At 61.7% G+C, this 13,544-nt stretch carries 17 protein-coding genes and 2 pseudogenes; 12 read left to right on the top strand and 7 right to left on the bottom strand.

The features are described from left to right. Positions 1 to 68: 68 nt before the first annotated feature. The 3 genes and pseudogenes from MA07_RS21070 (at position 69) to MA07_RS21060 (ending at position 2,365) form a co-directional block, all read left to right on the top strand. Positions 69 to 1,106: an IS30 family transposase gene (locus MA07_RS21070; protein ID WP_036345680.1), complete on the top strand. Its 1,038-nt coding sequence runs from the start codon at positions 69 to 71 to the stop codon at positions 1,104 to 1,106. A 58-nt stretch (positions 1,107 to 1,164) separates the two neighbouring features. Continuing rightward, a pseudogene (locus tag MA07_RS29175) lies at positions 1,165 to 1,593 on the top strand (ISNCY family transposase); the annotation flags it as partial. Between the two features lie 172 nt (positions 1,594 to 1,765). Next, entirely contained in the window at positions 1,766 to 2,365 is a 600-nt protein-coding gene (locus MA07_RS21060) for a GGDEF domain-containing protein (protein ID WP_160195470.1), read from the top strand. Between the two features lie 40 nt (positions 2,366 to 2,405). On the opposite strand, the gene recA is transcribed toward MA07_RS21060, so the two are convergent. The 3 genes from recA to MA07_RS30990 form a co-directional block, all read right to left on the bottom strand. After that, entirely contained in the window at positions 2,406 to 3,449 is a 1,044-nt protein-coding gene (gene recA / locus MA07_RS21055) for a recombinase RecA (RefSeq protein ID WP_036356323.1), read from the bottom strand. 147 nt (positions 3,450 to 3,596) lie between these two features. Then, positions 3,597 to 3,950 (bottom strand): hypothetical protein, encoded by a 354-nt coding sequence (locus tag MA07_RS30995; RefSeq protein WP_052003398.1) that lies wholly within the window; start codon positions 3,948 to 3,950, stop codon positions 3,597 to 3,599. A 27-nt stretch (positions 3,951 to 3,977) separates the two neighbouring features. Continuing rightward, positions 3,978 to 4,343, bottom strand: a complete 366-nt coding sequence (locus MA07_RS30990) for a hypothetical protein (protein ID WP_244445322.1) — start codon at positions 4,341 to 4,343, stop codon at positions 3,978 to 3,980. Positions 4,344 to 4,585: 242 nt separating this feature from the next. On the opposite strand from MA07_RS30990, the gene MA07_RS21045 reads away from it, so the two are divergent. Genes MA07_RS21045 through MA07_RS21030 form a run of 4 tightly spaced genes read left to right on the top strand, consistent with a single transcriptional unit; the run spans position 4,586 to position 7,913 of the window. After that, positions 4,586 to 4,903 (top strand): metalloregulator ArsR/SmtB family transcription factor, encoded by a 318-nt coding sequence (locus MA07_RS21045; RefSeq protein WP_036356320.1) that lies wholly within the window; start codon positions 4,586 to 4,588, stop codon positions 4,901 to 4,903. 52 nt (positions 4,904 to 4,955) lie between these two features. After that, a complete protein-coding gene (locus MA07_RS21040) occupies positions 4,956 to 5,210 on the top strand; it encodes a DUF1127 domain-containing protein (protein WP_036356317.1) in 255 nt (84 codons plus the stop codon). An 18-nt stretch (positions 5,211 to 5,228) separates the two neighbouring features. Then, positions 5,229 to 6,671 carry an FAD-dependent oxidoreductase gene (locus MA07_RS21035; RefSeq protein WP_052003396.1) on the top strand — a complete coding sequence of 481 codons (1,443 nt, stop codon included), beginning with the start codon at positions 5,229 to 5,231 and terminating at the stop codon, positions 6,669 to 6,671. 51 nt (positions 6,672 to 6,722) lie between these two features. Beyond that, positions 6,723 to 7,913 carry an MFS transporter gene (locus MA07_RS21030; RefSeq protein ID WP_036356393.1) on the top strand — a complete coding sequence of 397 codons (1,191 nt, stop codon included), beginning with the start codon at positions 6,723 to 6,725 and terminating at the stop codon, positions 7,911 to 7,913. A 3-nt stretch (positions 7,914 to 7,916) separates the two neighbouring features. On the opposite strand, the gene MA07_RS21025 is transcribed toward MA07_RS21030, so the two are convergent. Both MA07_RS21025 and MA07_RS21020 read right to left on the bottom strand, forming a co-directional pair. Next, entirely contained in the window at positions 7,917 to 8,132 is a 216-nt protein-coding gene (locus MA07_RS21025; RefSeq protein ID WP_036356313.1) for a hypothetical protein, read from the bottom strand. A 276-nt stretch (positions 8,133 to 8,408) separates the two neighbouring features. Further along, positions 8,409 to 9,302 (bottom strand): AraC family transcriptional regulator, encoded by an 894-nt coding sequence (locus MA07_RS21020; protein WP_036356310.1) that lies wholly within the window; start codon positions 9,300 to 9,302, stop codon positions 8,409 to 8,411. 91 nt (positions 9,303 to 9,393) lie between these two features. Here MA07_RS21020 and MA07_RS21015 point away from each other — a divergent pair, with 91 nt between their 5' ends. Continuing rightward, entirely contained in the window at positions 9,394 to 10,347 is a 954-nt protein-coding gene (locus MA07_RS21015) for an alpha/beta fold hydrolase (protein WP_036356307.1), read from the top strand. A 100-nt stretch (positions 10,348 to 10,447) separates the two neighbouring features. Here the strand turns inward: MA07_RS21015 and MA07_RS21010 are convergent. Beyond that, a pseudogene (locus MA07_RS21010) lies at positions 10,448 to 10,786 on the bottom strand (TetR/AcrR family transcriptional regulator); the annotation flags it as partial. A 94-nt stretch (positions 10,787 to 10,880) separates the two neighbouring features. Continuing rightward, positions 10,881 to 11,648, bottom strand: coding sequence for a hypothetical protein (locus tag MA07_RS28020; protein ID WP_052003395.1), 768 nt, complete (start codon positions 11,646 to 11,648; stop codon positions 10,881 to 10,883). Between the two features lie 318 nt (positions 11,649 to 11,966). On the opposite strand from MA07_RS28020, the gene MA07_RS21000 reads away from it, so the two are divergent. From MA07_RS21000 to MA07_RS20985, 4 genes are all read left to right on the top strand, one after another. Beyond that, entirely contained in the window at positions 11,967 to 12,290 is a 324-nt protein-coding gene (locus MA07_RS21000; RefSeq protein ID WP_036356304.1) for a hypothetical protein, read from the top strand. Positions 12,291 to 12,409: 119 nt separating this feature from the next. Then, the gene (locus MA07_RS20995; protein ID WP_348270417.1) at positions 12,410 to 12,907 is read left to right on the top strand and encodes an HAD domain-containing protein; all 498 of its coding nucleotides are present in this window, start codon (positions 12,410 to 12,412) and stop codon (positions 12,905 to 12,907) included. Positions 12,908 to 12,996: 89 nt separating this feature from the next. Beyond that, on the top strand, positions 12,997 to 13,194 hold the full coding sequence (locus MA07_RS20990) for a hypothetical protein (protein ID WP_036356299.1): 198 nt from the start codon (positions 12,997 to 12,999) through the stop codon (positions 13,192 to 13,194). 24 nt (positions 13,195 to 13,218) lie between these two features. Next, a complete protein-coding gene (locus tag MA07_RS20985; RefSeq protein WP_036356296.1) occupies positions 13,219 to 13,473 on the top strand; it encodes a hypothetical protein in 255 nt (84 codons plus the stop codon). Positions 13,474 to 13,544 lie beyond the last annotated feature (71 nt).

Genomic DNA, 13,544 nt, shown 5'->3' with positions numbered 1-13,544 from the left:
AGGGGCGGTGGATTCTATTCTGAGGTGCGAATTCCGTTACAAACAAAGGATTTGCACTCGGAGGCCGAATGACCCTGCCCTACATCCACCTGAGCCTGGCTGAGCGGCGTGAGATCGCCCGCATGCACGCGGCTAAGATCCCGATCAATGTGATCGCTGAACGCCTGCAGCGGCACCGTTCGACCATCTACCGCGAGATCAAACGGAACTGGGTTCACGATGAAGAGCCGTTGTATCGCGGCTATTTCCATGTGGCGGCCGACATGCAAGCCCGCGCCCGGCGTCAGCGTCTGGGCAAACTCTCCCGCACACCGGTGCTCGCAGTCTACGTCATGGACCGTCTGAAAGCTGGATGGTCGCCAGAGCAGATCGCTGGCCGCCTGCGGGCATCCGGGGCGCCTGAACGGCTGTCGCACGAGACGATCTACCGGTTCGTCTACAGCTCTCAAGGGCAACAGCTCGGACTGTACCAGGATCTGCCCATGGCACGGCGCCGGCGGCGGGCCCGTTACCAGCGGAAGCCTCGCGGTCTCTTCATTCCGGCGGGCAACACCATCGAGCAGCGCCCGGCGGAGATCGCAGACCACACGAGCTTTGGTCACTGGGAAGGCGATCTGATGATGTTCCGTAAGGATCTGGGAAAGCGCAACTTGACCTCGCTCGTCGAGCGCCAAAGCCGGTACACGATCCTGACCCGCAACCCGGATCGCAACTCAACCGGGGTCATGACCGGCATGATCGAGAAGCTGAAGGTCCTGCCGGAGACGGCGCGTCTATCGATCACGTTCGACCGCGGGACGGAGTTTGCCTCTTACCCGTTGCTCAAGCAGAAGCTCGGCATGGACAGCTACTTCTGCAAGCCGCAGGCCCCGTGGCAGAAGGGTTCGGTCGAGAACACCAATGGCCGGGTCCGGCGCTTCCTGTCACGGGACACGGACATTGCCGCTTTGCCTGAGGAGGCTCTGCTTGAGATCTGTGATCGGCTCAACGCGACCCCACGCAAATGCCTGGGCTATCGCACACCTGAAGAGGTCCTGATGAGCTCTCTGGATCCGAGGCTGCCGGGGCTGCGCAACCCTAACCAACTCCGCCCCGGCAGCCCCTGACCGACCCGAGACCGATGACCCGCCAACCGTCGCACCTCGGCTTGATTCCACACTGCCACCGGGCCGGCTGCAGGAGATCCTGTGCCGGCGCGAGCAGCGCTATGTTGGCGCCCAACTGACCTTTTCCTACGAACGCAAGCGGATCATGCTGGAGGAGAACGACGTCACCCGCGGGCTCGTCGGCCGATACATTGAGACCTACGCGTTTGCTGATGGCAGGCTTGAGGTGCGGTGGAAAGGGCATGCCCTGTCCTACCGGGTGTTCGACAAGGACCAGCGTGTGACCCATGCGGCGATTACCGAGAACAAGCGGCTGGGCGACGTGCTGGCGTATATCAAGGAGCGGCAGGACCAGCGTCCCCCACCGAAGGTCAAGACCAACAGCGAGAAGACCGGCTACAAGCCGCAGGGGGCTAAACGGGGCCGCAAGACGGATGTGATGTCCGATCCGGCTATTGCTGCCAAGCGTGAACAGGCGCTGGCTCGCCTGGCCGCCACGGGTGACATTTCTACTTTGCAGGCCACCGGACATTTCTATCTGGCAGCCACACGCGATTGTAGCTGCCATATACAGATGTCAGTGCCCTGCCATTTAGAGATGTCAGCCTTGGGGGCGTTCCCACGATCCACGAGGCGGCTGGGCGATGACGGTCATTTGTATGAGCCAGGCAGAATTGAACCGGTTAACGGTGGTGATGGATTTCGCTGAAGGCCGCCTCACCGCTCGTCAGGTAGCGCAGATGCTGCGTCTGACCGAGCGCCAGGCATGGTGGCTCCTGAGGCGGTTCCGACAGGACGGTGCGCCGGGGCTTGTGTCGCGCAAGCGTGGTCGCCCCAGCAACCGGCGCCATCATCCGGCCCTGCACAAGCAGGTAAATGACAAGCTTGGACATGCCCCAGGCGATGAACTTCTGCGTACCGTCGTGAAGCGTCGTCAGAATTCACTCCGATCCGGCGATGTCTCTGCCCGTCTCGCCGGTGAGGAATTCGCTGTTCTGCTCCGGGATTCTGTTTCGGCTTGGATTGTTGAGACGATCTCGCAGCGGATTATTGCAACCATCAGCGCCCCTTTCCGATTAGAGCGTCAGGAGATCACGATTGGAACAAGTATCGGGATCTTCATGGCCAGGGATCGCATGTTAACCCGCGACCAGATCATGCAGGGTGCAGACAAGGCCCTATATCAGGCGAAGTCTGAAGGCAGAGGACGCTACCGCTTGTTCAATACCATCCCTCAGCCTGAGCAAAAGGTCGCCTGAAAGGAAAAGGCCGGTCATCATGACCGACCTGATCGCCTATTTACGCCGCGTCGTCTGCAGCTTGATCGCCAGTGTCGTTCGCCTGCAGATCGTGCATCAGCAGTCCCGCGTTCTGGCGGATCTTCGCTTCGATTTGAACAGCGATCTCCGGGTTCTCCTTGAGGAAGGTCTTCGAGTTCTCACGCCCCTGCCCTAGTCGCTGGCTGTCGTACGAGAACCAGGCACCCGACTTCTCGACCACGCCGGCTTTGACGCCGAGGTCGATGAGTTCGCCCATTTTCGAGATGCCTTCGCCGAACATGATGTCGAACTCGACCTGTTTGAAGGGCGGAGCAACCTTGTTCTTGACGACCTTCACCCGAACCTGGTTGCCGATCGGCTCATCCCGGTCCTTCAGGGTCGACGTCCGGCGGATGTCGAGGCGCACGGAGGCGTAGAACTTCAGGGCGTTGCCGCCCGTCGTCGTCTCCGGGCTGCCATAGGTCACGCCAATCTTCATGCGGATCTGGTTGATGAAGATCACCAGCGTGTTCGTCCGATTGATCGAGCCCGTTAGCTTCCGCAGCGCTTGGCTCATAAGACGGGCCTGAAGACCGGGACGGCTTTCGCCCATCTCGCCTTCGATTTCAGCCTTTGGCGTAAGCGCCGCCACAGAGTCGATCACCACGACGTTGATCGCTCCCGAGCGCACCATCGTGTCGGCGATCTCCAGGGCCTGCTCGCCGTTGTCCGGCTGTGAAACCAGCAGGTCGTCGAGGTTCACGCCCAGCTTCCGGGCATAAACTGGATCAAGCGCATGCTCCGCATCGATGAAAGCACAGACGCCGCCCAGCTTTTGCGCCTCGGCAATGGCGTGAAGCGTGAGTGTGGTTTTACCCGAGCTCTCCGGCCCGTAGATCTCTATGATCCGGCTCCTGGGGAGGCCGCCCACGCCAAGGGCGATGTCGAGACCAAGTGAGCCGGTCGAAATCGTCTCAACTTCGACCACTTGGTCACCACCGAGGCGCATGATGGCGCCCTTGCCAAAGGCGCGTTCAATCTGGGCGACCGCAACATCGATCGCCTTCTTCTTGTCCAAGCTCATAAAGGCTCCGCACGTCCGATTTTTTGGGAATGAGCGGAAGCTATCTCAAACCACCTGAAAAGGCCAGAACAAAAAGGGAACTGCGCTGAATTGTCAGCAGCTTTCGGCCAAGGTAAATCGTTCCGAACAGAGCCTCAAAGCTCAAGCTTAAGCTGAGGGCTCTCTGGCTCCTCGTCCGTATTCAAGCTCGACAGAGACGCGCCCAGGAGGCGCACAGTCTTCCCAAATGGGACTGACCGGCAAGCAGGTTATGATCGTCTGGTTCAGAGCCGCTCGGTTCTCGACCATCCTAGGCAGGGTACGGCTGCGGGTGATCTGCTGGAAATTGGAGAACTTCACCTTCAGCGTAACCGTACGGCCACGCACGCCGGAGTTCTCGCAGTAGCGCCAGACCTTGTCGATGATCGGCTGAAGTGCTGTCTTCATTTCCTCCAGGGCCGCCAGGTCCTTCTCGAAGGTGGTCTCGGCTCCAACGGATTTCCGGATCCGGTCCGGCTGCACGGGACGACGATCGATGCCTCTGGAGAGTCAGTAGTAATAGCTTCCCGCTTTGCCAAACCGCTCCTGCAGGAATTCCAACGACTGCGCCTTCAAATCAAGGCTGGTGAAGATGCCAAGCGAATTAAACTTCGCGACCGTTGCCGGTTCAATCCCGTGAAACTTCTTGATTGGCAATTGCTCCACGAATGTCGGTCCGATCTCGGGCGTAATGACGAACATTCCGATAGGCCTGCGCTGGTCAGAAGTCATTTTTGCAAGGAAGCGGCAGTAGGATATACCCGCCGATGCTGTCAGTCCGGCTTCCTGCAGGATCTTAGCTCTAATCTCCCGCGCAACCTGTGTCGCAACACTGCCTCGATCTGATCCGAGCGGCGCGGATTGAAACCGATCCAACTGTCGTTCAGGCGTTCCGGCCGACGTGAGGCCAGGATCTGTGCCAGCAACCCCACTCTCAAGTCTTTAGGTAGGTACAGCGTCAAGCCGGATTCGGGGTCCCTAGCGCTGGTCGGTGAGTCCATCCCGGGACCGCTCAACCGCAAAGGGCGGGAAGCCCCAAACCGAGGGCATGTGCGTATTATTCGATTATTCTGGAAATAGCGCTTGACGAAAGCCGGCGACCGGTCCACCTTATTTCTATGAACATCGAACAAGCAGCCAAGCAGCTCGAAGCGCTCGGGCACGTCAGCCGTCTCCAGGTCTACCGCACTCTCGTCCGTGCAGGGGAAGCGGGCTTGTCCGTCGGGCAGATCCAGGAACGCCTCGGCATCCCGGGATCGACGCTCTCGCACCACCTCCAGCGGCTCCTGCTGACGGGACTGGTGACGCAGGAGCGGCAGGCCACGACCCTGATCTGCCGGGCCAGCTACCCGGCGATGAACGGCCTCATCGGCTTCCTGGCCGACGAGTGCTGCGCCGATGCCGGATGCTCAACCCAGGCGGAGAACGCCGCCTGATATATTTTTGCCCGTTATTTCTATGATACCGGAAATATAAAAGGATAGACAGATGCCAGGCTTCCTTCCGACCCTCCTCCACCTCCTCCGCGCAGCTCGGAACCGCCGCCAGGTCGTCGCCCTCGGCGAGTTGGACGACCATCTCCTGCGCGACATCGGCCTTGAGCGGACCGACCTCCTCTCCGCCCTGTCCCAGCCCCGCTACCGCGATCCCTCGCGGGTGCTGAAGGTCCTCTGCTGCCACGGACGCGTCTTCATCGAGCGCGTGCGTGACGGCTTCGCTCCCCGACCCGCCTCCTGCTGCTGACCTACAAGGAGTCTTCCAATGACCTCACTCGAAAGTCTCCCCGTTGCCGTCATCGGCGCAGGTCCGGTCGGACTGGCCGCCGCGGCACATCTGATCCAGCGCGGGCTGCCCGTGAAGGTCTACGAGGCCGGCGACACCGTTGCCGCCAATGTTCGCGATTGGGGCCATGTGCATCTGTTCTCGCCATGGGAGTACAACACCGACGCGGCGGCTCGCGCCTTACTTCAGTCCCATGGCTGGCAGGAGCCCCCGGGGAAGGCGATGCCGACGGGATCGGACCTGTACGAGGCCTATCTCAAGCCGCTCGCCGAGACGCCGGAGATGGCGGCGGTGATCGAGACGGATGCCAAAGTAACGGCGATCACCCGCCAAGGCGCCGACAAGGTGCTCAGCAAGGGCCGCGAGACCAAGCCCTTCATCCTCGCCGTCTCGAAGGGCGACGGCACGATCCGGCGCGACCTCGCCCGGGCGGTGATCGACGCTTCCGGGACGTGGACGGCTCAGAATCCTTTGGGCGCGGGCGGCATCCTCGCCGAGGGCGAAGCGGAAAACGCGGACCGCATCGCCTACGGCATCCCGGACGTGCTCGGGCGCGACCGTGCCGCCTACGAAGGCAAGGCAATCCTTGTGGTCGGTGCCGGGCACTCGGCCGCCAACGTCCTCATCGATCTGGCCAAGCTGGCGGAGCGCAATCCCGGGACGTCGATCGTGTGGGTGACCCGCGGGGCCAACCTGATGCGGGTCTACGGCGGCGGCCGTGCCGACCAGCTCCCAGCAAGGGGCGAACTCGGGTCCAAGCTCAAGGTACTCGTCAACAGCGGGTGGGTCACCCTTGTGGCCGGCTTTTCGGTCACCCGTGTCCGCACCGTCGGCGACCAAGTCGCCCTCGAGGGCGAAACGGCGGACGGCGTCCGCGAGGTCGGTCCGGTCGACCGGATCGTGGTCACGACCGGACAGCGCCCGGACCTGAACCTCACGCGGGAACTGCGCCTCGACCTCGATCCGTGGCTGGAAAGCTCGAAAGCACTCGGTCCCCTGATCGACCCGAACCTGCACTCGTGCGGATCGGTCCCGCCACACGGCCACCGCGAGCTCGCTCATCCTGAGCCGGGCTTCTACACCGTGGGGATCAAGAGCTACGGGCGCGCTCCGACTTTCCTGATGCTGACGGGTTACGAGCAGGTGCGTTCGGTCGTGGCGGCCATCGCCGACGATCTTGCGGCAGCGGACGACATCCATCTCGTGCTGCCGGAGACGGGTGTGTGCTCGACCAACCTTGCCCCGAGTGTAGCGGCGGCATCGTCCGGCTGCGGCGGTCCGGCTCCGGTGGACGTCGACGCGTGCTGCGTCACGGACGCAGTTGCCAAGGCAGATGGCAAGGACGGCTGTGGCTGCGGCTCCGCGGATGTACCCGGCCGCAAGGCATCGGAGAAGGTTGCGGAACCCGCAGGCTGCTGCTGAGATCCGCAGGTGTCGAACCCCGCAACCGAATCCCTGGCAGGTGACCCTGCCATGCCGAAGCCAAGCCCGGGGCTGGTCATTACCACCCTCGGGATCACCCAGATCCTTGCCTGGGGATCGTCCTTCTACCTGCCTGCCGTGCTCGCCCATCCGATCGCCGCCGACACCGGATGGTCGCTCGGCCGGGTCGTGGGGGGACTGTCGCTCGGCCTCCTCGCCGCCGGCCTGGTGGCTCCGAAGGTCGGACGTACCATCGACGCAAGGGGTGGCCGTCCGGTCCTCACCGCCAGCTCGATCCTCCTCGGGTCAGGCCTCGCCACCCTGGCCCTGGCCCACAGCCTCCCCGTCTACCTTATGGCCTGGCTGGTGATGGGCGTCGGCATGGGTGCTGGCCTCTACGATGCCGCCTTCGCCACGCTGGGCCGCCTGTATGGGAAGGACGCCCGACGCGCGATCACCACCCTGACCCTGTGGGGTGGTTTTGCCAGCACGGTCTGCTGGCCCTTGAGCGCCTGGCTTGTGGAGTACTTCGGCTGGAGGGGCGCCTGCGCGGTTTACGCCGCGATCCAGATCCTCATCTCGCTTCCGCTGCACGCCTTCGTCCTGCCCGGCATCGGCACGGTCAGGCCGGATGCCAAGCCCTCCGGGGGCGTCACCGAGGCCCCTGCCCCGCAAACGCTGTCCAGATCCAGACGCAACCGGGCATTCCTGCTGCTGGCCACCGTTCTGACCCTTGGGGCGGTGACCGCCTCGATGATCGGGGTCCACCTGCTCACCCTCCTGCAAGCCCGTGGGCTGGAACTCGCGGCGGCGGTTGCCCTTGGCGCACTGGTTGGCCCGTCGCAGGTCGGGGCGCGGATCGTGGAGATGGCGTTCGGACGTCACTACCACCCGATCTGGACCATGGCGGCTTCCGTTGCCCTGGTTGCGGCCGGAGTGATCCTTCTGGTCGCGGGCTTCCCGATCCTCGCCCTGGCGCTGGCGCTCTACGGGGCTGGCAACGGGATCGGTTCCATCGCCAAGGGGACGCTGCCGCTCGCGTTGTTCGGCCCCTTCGGCTACGCGTCGCTCATGGGCAAGCTGGCGATGCCGAGCCTGCTTGCCCAGGCCCTGTCGCCATCGATCGGAGCGATCCTGATCGAATGGGGCGGCACGGACGCGGCGCTCCGCCTTCTGGCCGGAATGGCTTGCCTGAACCTCGGTCTCGTCGGCCTGCTGTGGCTGACCGCGCACCGGGGCTGACGTTCAGGCCGACACCTCCGACATCGCGGCCCGCAGGCGCTTGTCATAGGCACTGGCCAAGTGGTGCAGGGCGGTGACCGCATCACCGTCGAACGAGGAGCCGTGCATCAGGGCCAAGGTGCGCGGCGCTAGATCTGCCAGCCTGCGAACCGTTGGTGCGATGCTCGGGCCGAGGCTCGTGTCGTAGAAGATGTCCTCCGACGCAAGAGCGGGCCCCACAATGTCGCTCTGGGTGAGCGCGCTCCGGAGACTTAAACTTTTGGTCCGGTTCGACACTCAATTGCCGACGTTCGTTGCAAAGGCTGGAACGTGAAAGATTGACCCGATGCAGTCATCCGCCGCGCAAGAAATCCGTGAACTCCGCGGCGCACAGCCTGATGAAGTTGCCTTATCATTTGCGTGCTCGTTCTTCGTTCGAGCGCACCTTGTCCAAAATGCCGCGATGCGGGTTGGGGGCAGGAGGAACGCGGCAATAACGGCCAGTCGCCCTGCCCGTCAGTAATTCCGCGCAAAGGCGCCAGGCGTCACCCCCACATACCGGGTGAATGCCACGTTGAAGGCGCTGGCGGAGGCATAGCCGATCCGCGCGGCAATCTCGATAAGCGGCGCCTTTTGGCGAAGTAGCATATCTTTAGCGAGTGCCATGCGCCAGCTCGTCACATACTCCATGGGTGGCACGCCCACTTCGCGCCGGAAGCGTTCGAAAAAGGCCGAGCGTGACATCGCAGCCGCTTCAGCCAGCTCCTCGACAGAGATTTCACCGCCTGGGTTCTCATGGATGCGTCGCAGGGCAGGAGCCAGTCGGCTGTCGGCAAGACCGCGCAGTAATCCAGGAGATATCGTCGGGTTACCCGCGCTGCGCAGTGCGTCAATGAACAGAACCTCCAGTAACCGAGTCAGGATCATGTCTCGGGCCGCTAGCAGACCGACTGTTTCAGCATGGATCATCCGCACCAGATCCGTGAGCCTACTCTCATTCTGAACATGAACGATGTCCGGCAACAGCGAGCCCAGCAACCGCTCGTCATTCGCCGCGAAGGCACAATGACCCACCAGGGCCGTAACCTCGGCCGCCGCCGCCGGATCGCCCAGGCGAAAGACGCCGGGGCTGGTCTCCAGCCGTTGCGGCAGCGTACCTGGCGGCGGTGGCTGAAGGCTGCTCATGGTAAAGGCATGAATTTGCGGGACCAGAACGAAATCCCCGGCTGCGAGCGTAATTGGTGGTTGGTCGCTGATCGTGAGCAGACAGTGTCCCTCCACGATCGCGCAATAGAACGGGCTTCCGAGCTCCCGGCGCTCCACGAGCCAAGTACCGCCCGCCGTCACCAACTTAGCAATCGAAGGGACGGGCTTGAGAAGCGAGACGATTTCGGCAAGCGGATCCGACATTTTTGGACTTTAGCTAAATAGACAAGGATGTTCGAACATAGATCGTCCGATCGATCTCGTCCATCCTGGTGCTCTTAGCAGGAGCCTACCAATGACAACTAATAACCTGATCGATATCGCACTCCATATCCCGACCCCGGACGCCGCTCTCACTGTCGCCTACTCGCCGATCCGCCTCGATCTTGCTGGGCGGCAGCCTTTGGAACTGCGTTTGACCGCCCCAGCGAGCGGTCACAAACTGCCAATCGTTATCCTATCGCATGGCTATGGACCTTCAAATTACCTTCCGTCCAAGGACGGGTACGCGCCATTGGCGCAGTTCTGGGCGGAACGCGGTTTTGCCGTCATTCAGCCGACGCATGCGAGTTCCCGCGTCGGCGGACTTCCGGCAGAAACAGAAGGAGCGCCGTTCTTCTGGCGCGAGCGTGTCGAGGAGGTGAGGGCAATCCTCGATCGGCTGATCGAGGTCGAAGAGCAAGCGCCGGCCGTGGCGGGTCGGCTGGACCATGGAAGCATCGCTGCAGTGGGGCATTCCTTGGGTGGCCACACCGTCAGCCTGCTCTTGGGCGCGCGTCTCCATAGCGAGGTATTTGGCGACTCCCGTATCTCGGCCGGCATCCTGCTTACGGCGCCGGGCCGGGGCGGAAAGGATCTGACGGAAGAGAATGCGGCACGCTTTCCGTTCTTCGATCTCGATTTTGCTTACCTGGTGACGCCGAGCCTTGTCGTATGCGGAGCAGATGACAATCCGCGCTTCACGTCGCGCGGTCCTGAGTGGCATGCCGATGCTTATCACGATGGGCCGGGGGCACGAGCCCTGCTCACCCTTCATGGTGTCGGCCACGGCCTGGGTGGCATCGCCGGACTTGATGCCAAGGAGACCGAGGTGGAGGCGCCGGACGGGCTTGAGGCAACGAAGCGGATGACCCTGGCTTGGTTGAGAACCGTGCTAGGTTATGATGCTGCGGCCTGGACTTCGGCCTGCGCGGCATTAGCCGGCCCAGCGCGCTCCCTCGGACAGGTTGAAGAGAAATCCTCCACGTAGCACTGGGCTGACCTTAGCCTTACTTCCGCACTGCTGGGATGAGCCGACCTTCGCACCGACGTCCGCTACTACACAGGTTGGCCCGAAGCGGCCTCATACCTCAATGCCCGGAGCTTCGGCTGATGATCGACATGATCGTCTCGAAGAACTCGTCCTGTGCCTGTCGAGCTGTGATCTCGCCGGTCACGGCGGCATGGGACAGGGCGTCGGCGGCTCCAAGCATGGCCCAGAAGCTGGCTAGCGCAACGCCTCGTGCCGGGGTGAAAGCGGCCAGCGCCCTGCGGCACCTTTCAATGAAGGCCACTTGGTACTCCCGTTTCACCGCTTCCATCTCCGGCGAGCCCGCTAAGGCGGCCAGCAAGCCAGGCATCTCGCGCCCTTGCGTAAGAACGCATTCAACATAGGAATTTGCGATGGCTTTGGCTGTCCCTTCCAACGTCAGCTTGCTAGCCTCAAGGGTAGAAACCCTGACCCGTTTTCGGGTCAGCCCGTGAAGATCCACCTTGCCGCTTTCTGCGATCGAGCCTGCGGTTCTAGAACGGGTAGCTCAAGATCCGGGTGCTTGCCAGATAGGGGATAAGCTGCGGCTGCTCCTCGCAGAGCTCCACTTCTGCTCCAAGTCGCAGAGTGATGACCAGAAACTTGGTATCGTGTAGCTGCCGCAGGACAGTGTACACACGATCGACCCACCGCTTCATCAGAAGCCTCATCTCGTCTTCCGTAATCCTCCCAGCCTCTTGCCAGGGCACGTGCTGGCCCTGGTAGACAATCTTCAGATCCGAGGGGTCGTCTGCTGTGCTCACCGGCTCGACGCCGGCTTCAAGCGCTGACATCTCCTCACAGTCGAGTGTCATCTTAACGATAGCGAGGGCCAGCTTCGCCGATATGAAGTCGCCAAGGAGGATTTTCGGGATGTGAGCGTCCCGATGAGACGGGATGACCTGAAGCTCCGGATCAGCCTTTGGCGCGTCCCATTGCTGGAGCCCCTGTTGGCCATACTTGACCACTGCTGCCAAGTAATCCGAATCCCTTAAATTGAGCAGGATTGTATAGAGCGCGTCCGCAGCCTCACGCCTGAAGGCGCGGCTCTCCGCCTCAGTGAAGCGACGCACCTCGCTGACGGGAGTGGTGCCTGCACCATGAACTACGACTGCTTGCGGGTCTTGGAGCACGTCGGCCCAGTTCAACTCCCCAGAGTGATAGTCTTCCAGGCAGGTATCTCGGAAGCACAGTCTGACGATGGCAACTGAGAGAGCTTTTGCCGTCTCATCGTCAATCACCATCGGCTGGATCTCAGGCATACCCTTGTTTTCCTACGCAGCACACGTTTCCAAACTGTAGAACCTAGTCCTTTCCTAGAGCTGGTCACTTACTCCTAAGAGGAACGCCAGAAGGCTAAGTTGTTTTACCTAAAGAGATTTATCCGAAAAATACGGCGAAGGGATGAAGGTTAAGAACCCCAGAAGATCATCTAGCTCGAACAGCTTGGTCGAAAGGGAAGACTTCAAAATCCCCAAGAAGAAGCGGCGAACAACAATCGCCCGACAGCATCAAACGGCCAGCCGGGAAGGCGGCCACATCATCACCAGCCTTTGGCAGAACAGGAAAGAGAGCCAATCATGGACACGGCAGTGAACGACAACCAGGTTTCGAAAAACGCAGCTGGCACCGAGTCGACGCAGGAGCGCTCGCGCGCCTATCCGCTGCGCGGCCATCTCTCGGCAGTGGAATTCGCCACTGACAAGAACCAGAAGCCCTCTGCGAAGGCGAAGCTCACCTATACCCGCTGCGACCAGCGTCAGGTGACGGTGACCATGAAGGCCTTCGAGGACACTCAGAATCTCTTCAAGGAAGGTCCTGTCGCGCTCTACGGCACCTTCGAGCGCAACGTCTTCCGCGTGATCAGCGAAGCTCTGCCGCCCAAGGAACAAGCAACCGCCTAAGCCAAAGCCCCGGATACCGGCCAGCTTGAGAAAAGCCACGTTGTGTAACGTGGCTTTTCTTTTGGACGCGTCAAAAAATCCATCGAACTCATCAGAGGGAAGTGGGTTTTGCTTCCTCAATGCGAACAGGACAACTGCGGACAAAATCGCCGAGGAACGATATGCCTGCACCCGCTCTGGTTTACCTCGACATTGATGGTGTCATCGTAACCGACCGTTCAACGAAGTTGGGCGGAGCCGGCTATATTCCTCCAGGGGCGGCTTCGATGGTAGTCGACATATTGGACCGGACGGGCGCCCGCCTGGTTGTTGCCAGCACATGGCGCCGGGACGCCGACTGCCGGGCCAAGCTGGCTCAGGCTGGGATGGGACAGGATCGCTATTTCGTCGATTGGCGCACGCCCGACCTCTCGCCTGAGGAGGAGGTCGCAGATGTGCCGATCCGCGGCTCCGAGATCGACCGCCATCTGACACGTCACCAACCGATCAGGTACGTCATCATCGATGATGATCCCGGTATGCTCCCGCACCAGAAGAGCTTTCACATTCAGGTTGACCCCAGCATCGGGCTTACACAGACTGATGCGGAGACAGCCATCGCCCTCTTGCGCGGGTAGCGGAGCACCAACCCCCAAGATCTGAATTCCAGGCTCAGTCCGAGATGAAAGGGATTAATTGAAAATTCCCGAAATCAAGGAGAGCCACGATGTCCGGTTACGCTCGTTTTTCGTCGCAGGAAGCAGCAAACATCAACACCTTCGGCTCTGACGTGAAGGACGCAATCGTTCTCCCGGACGACGGGTTCGTGGTCCGGATCAAGACCGCTCAAGGCGACTTCTTCTCCCTCCCCTGCACCTCCTACGCCGCCGCCTCGGCCACTGCCGAGCGGCTTCTGTGCGCCTGATCGCACCTCCAACAGAGGAATCACGTGCCAGATCGTTACCGCGTCATTGACTACGAAGACGGCCGCCGGCTGGAGGTGCTGCAACGGGCCAGGTCGACGGCCTCGACGAGGCCCGGGTTCCTGCGGCTGTTCTATTCCCTGAACCCGAAGGCCACACGCTGGTATTTCGGGGTTCGGCTCCACGACGACGGCGCCGAGACCCTCTATGGTGACGGCCGCACGGCAACGTCGTTTACGCGGGTTCGCCCCAGCGACCTCGGTCGATGGCAGAACCACTGACATCGTCGGGATTGGTTTACCCGCCTCTGCTACCGTGGAGGCGGGAGAATTGACCGCGAAGGCTCCTGAGG

It is taken from the genome of Microvirga sp. BSC39 (assembly GCF_000739015.1).
GTDB lineage: Bacteria > Pseudomonadota > Alphaproteobacteria > Rhizobiales > Beijerinckiaceae > Microvirga.
Note: the sequence above shows the minus strand (reverse complement) of the source record. Positions and strands in the feature narration are given on the sequence as shown.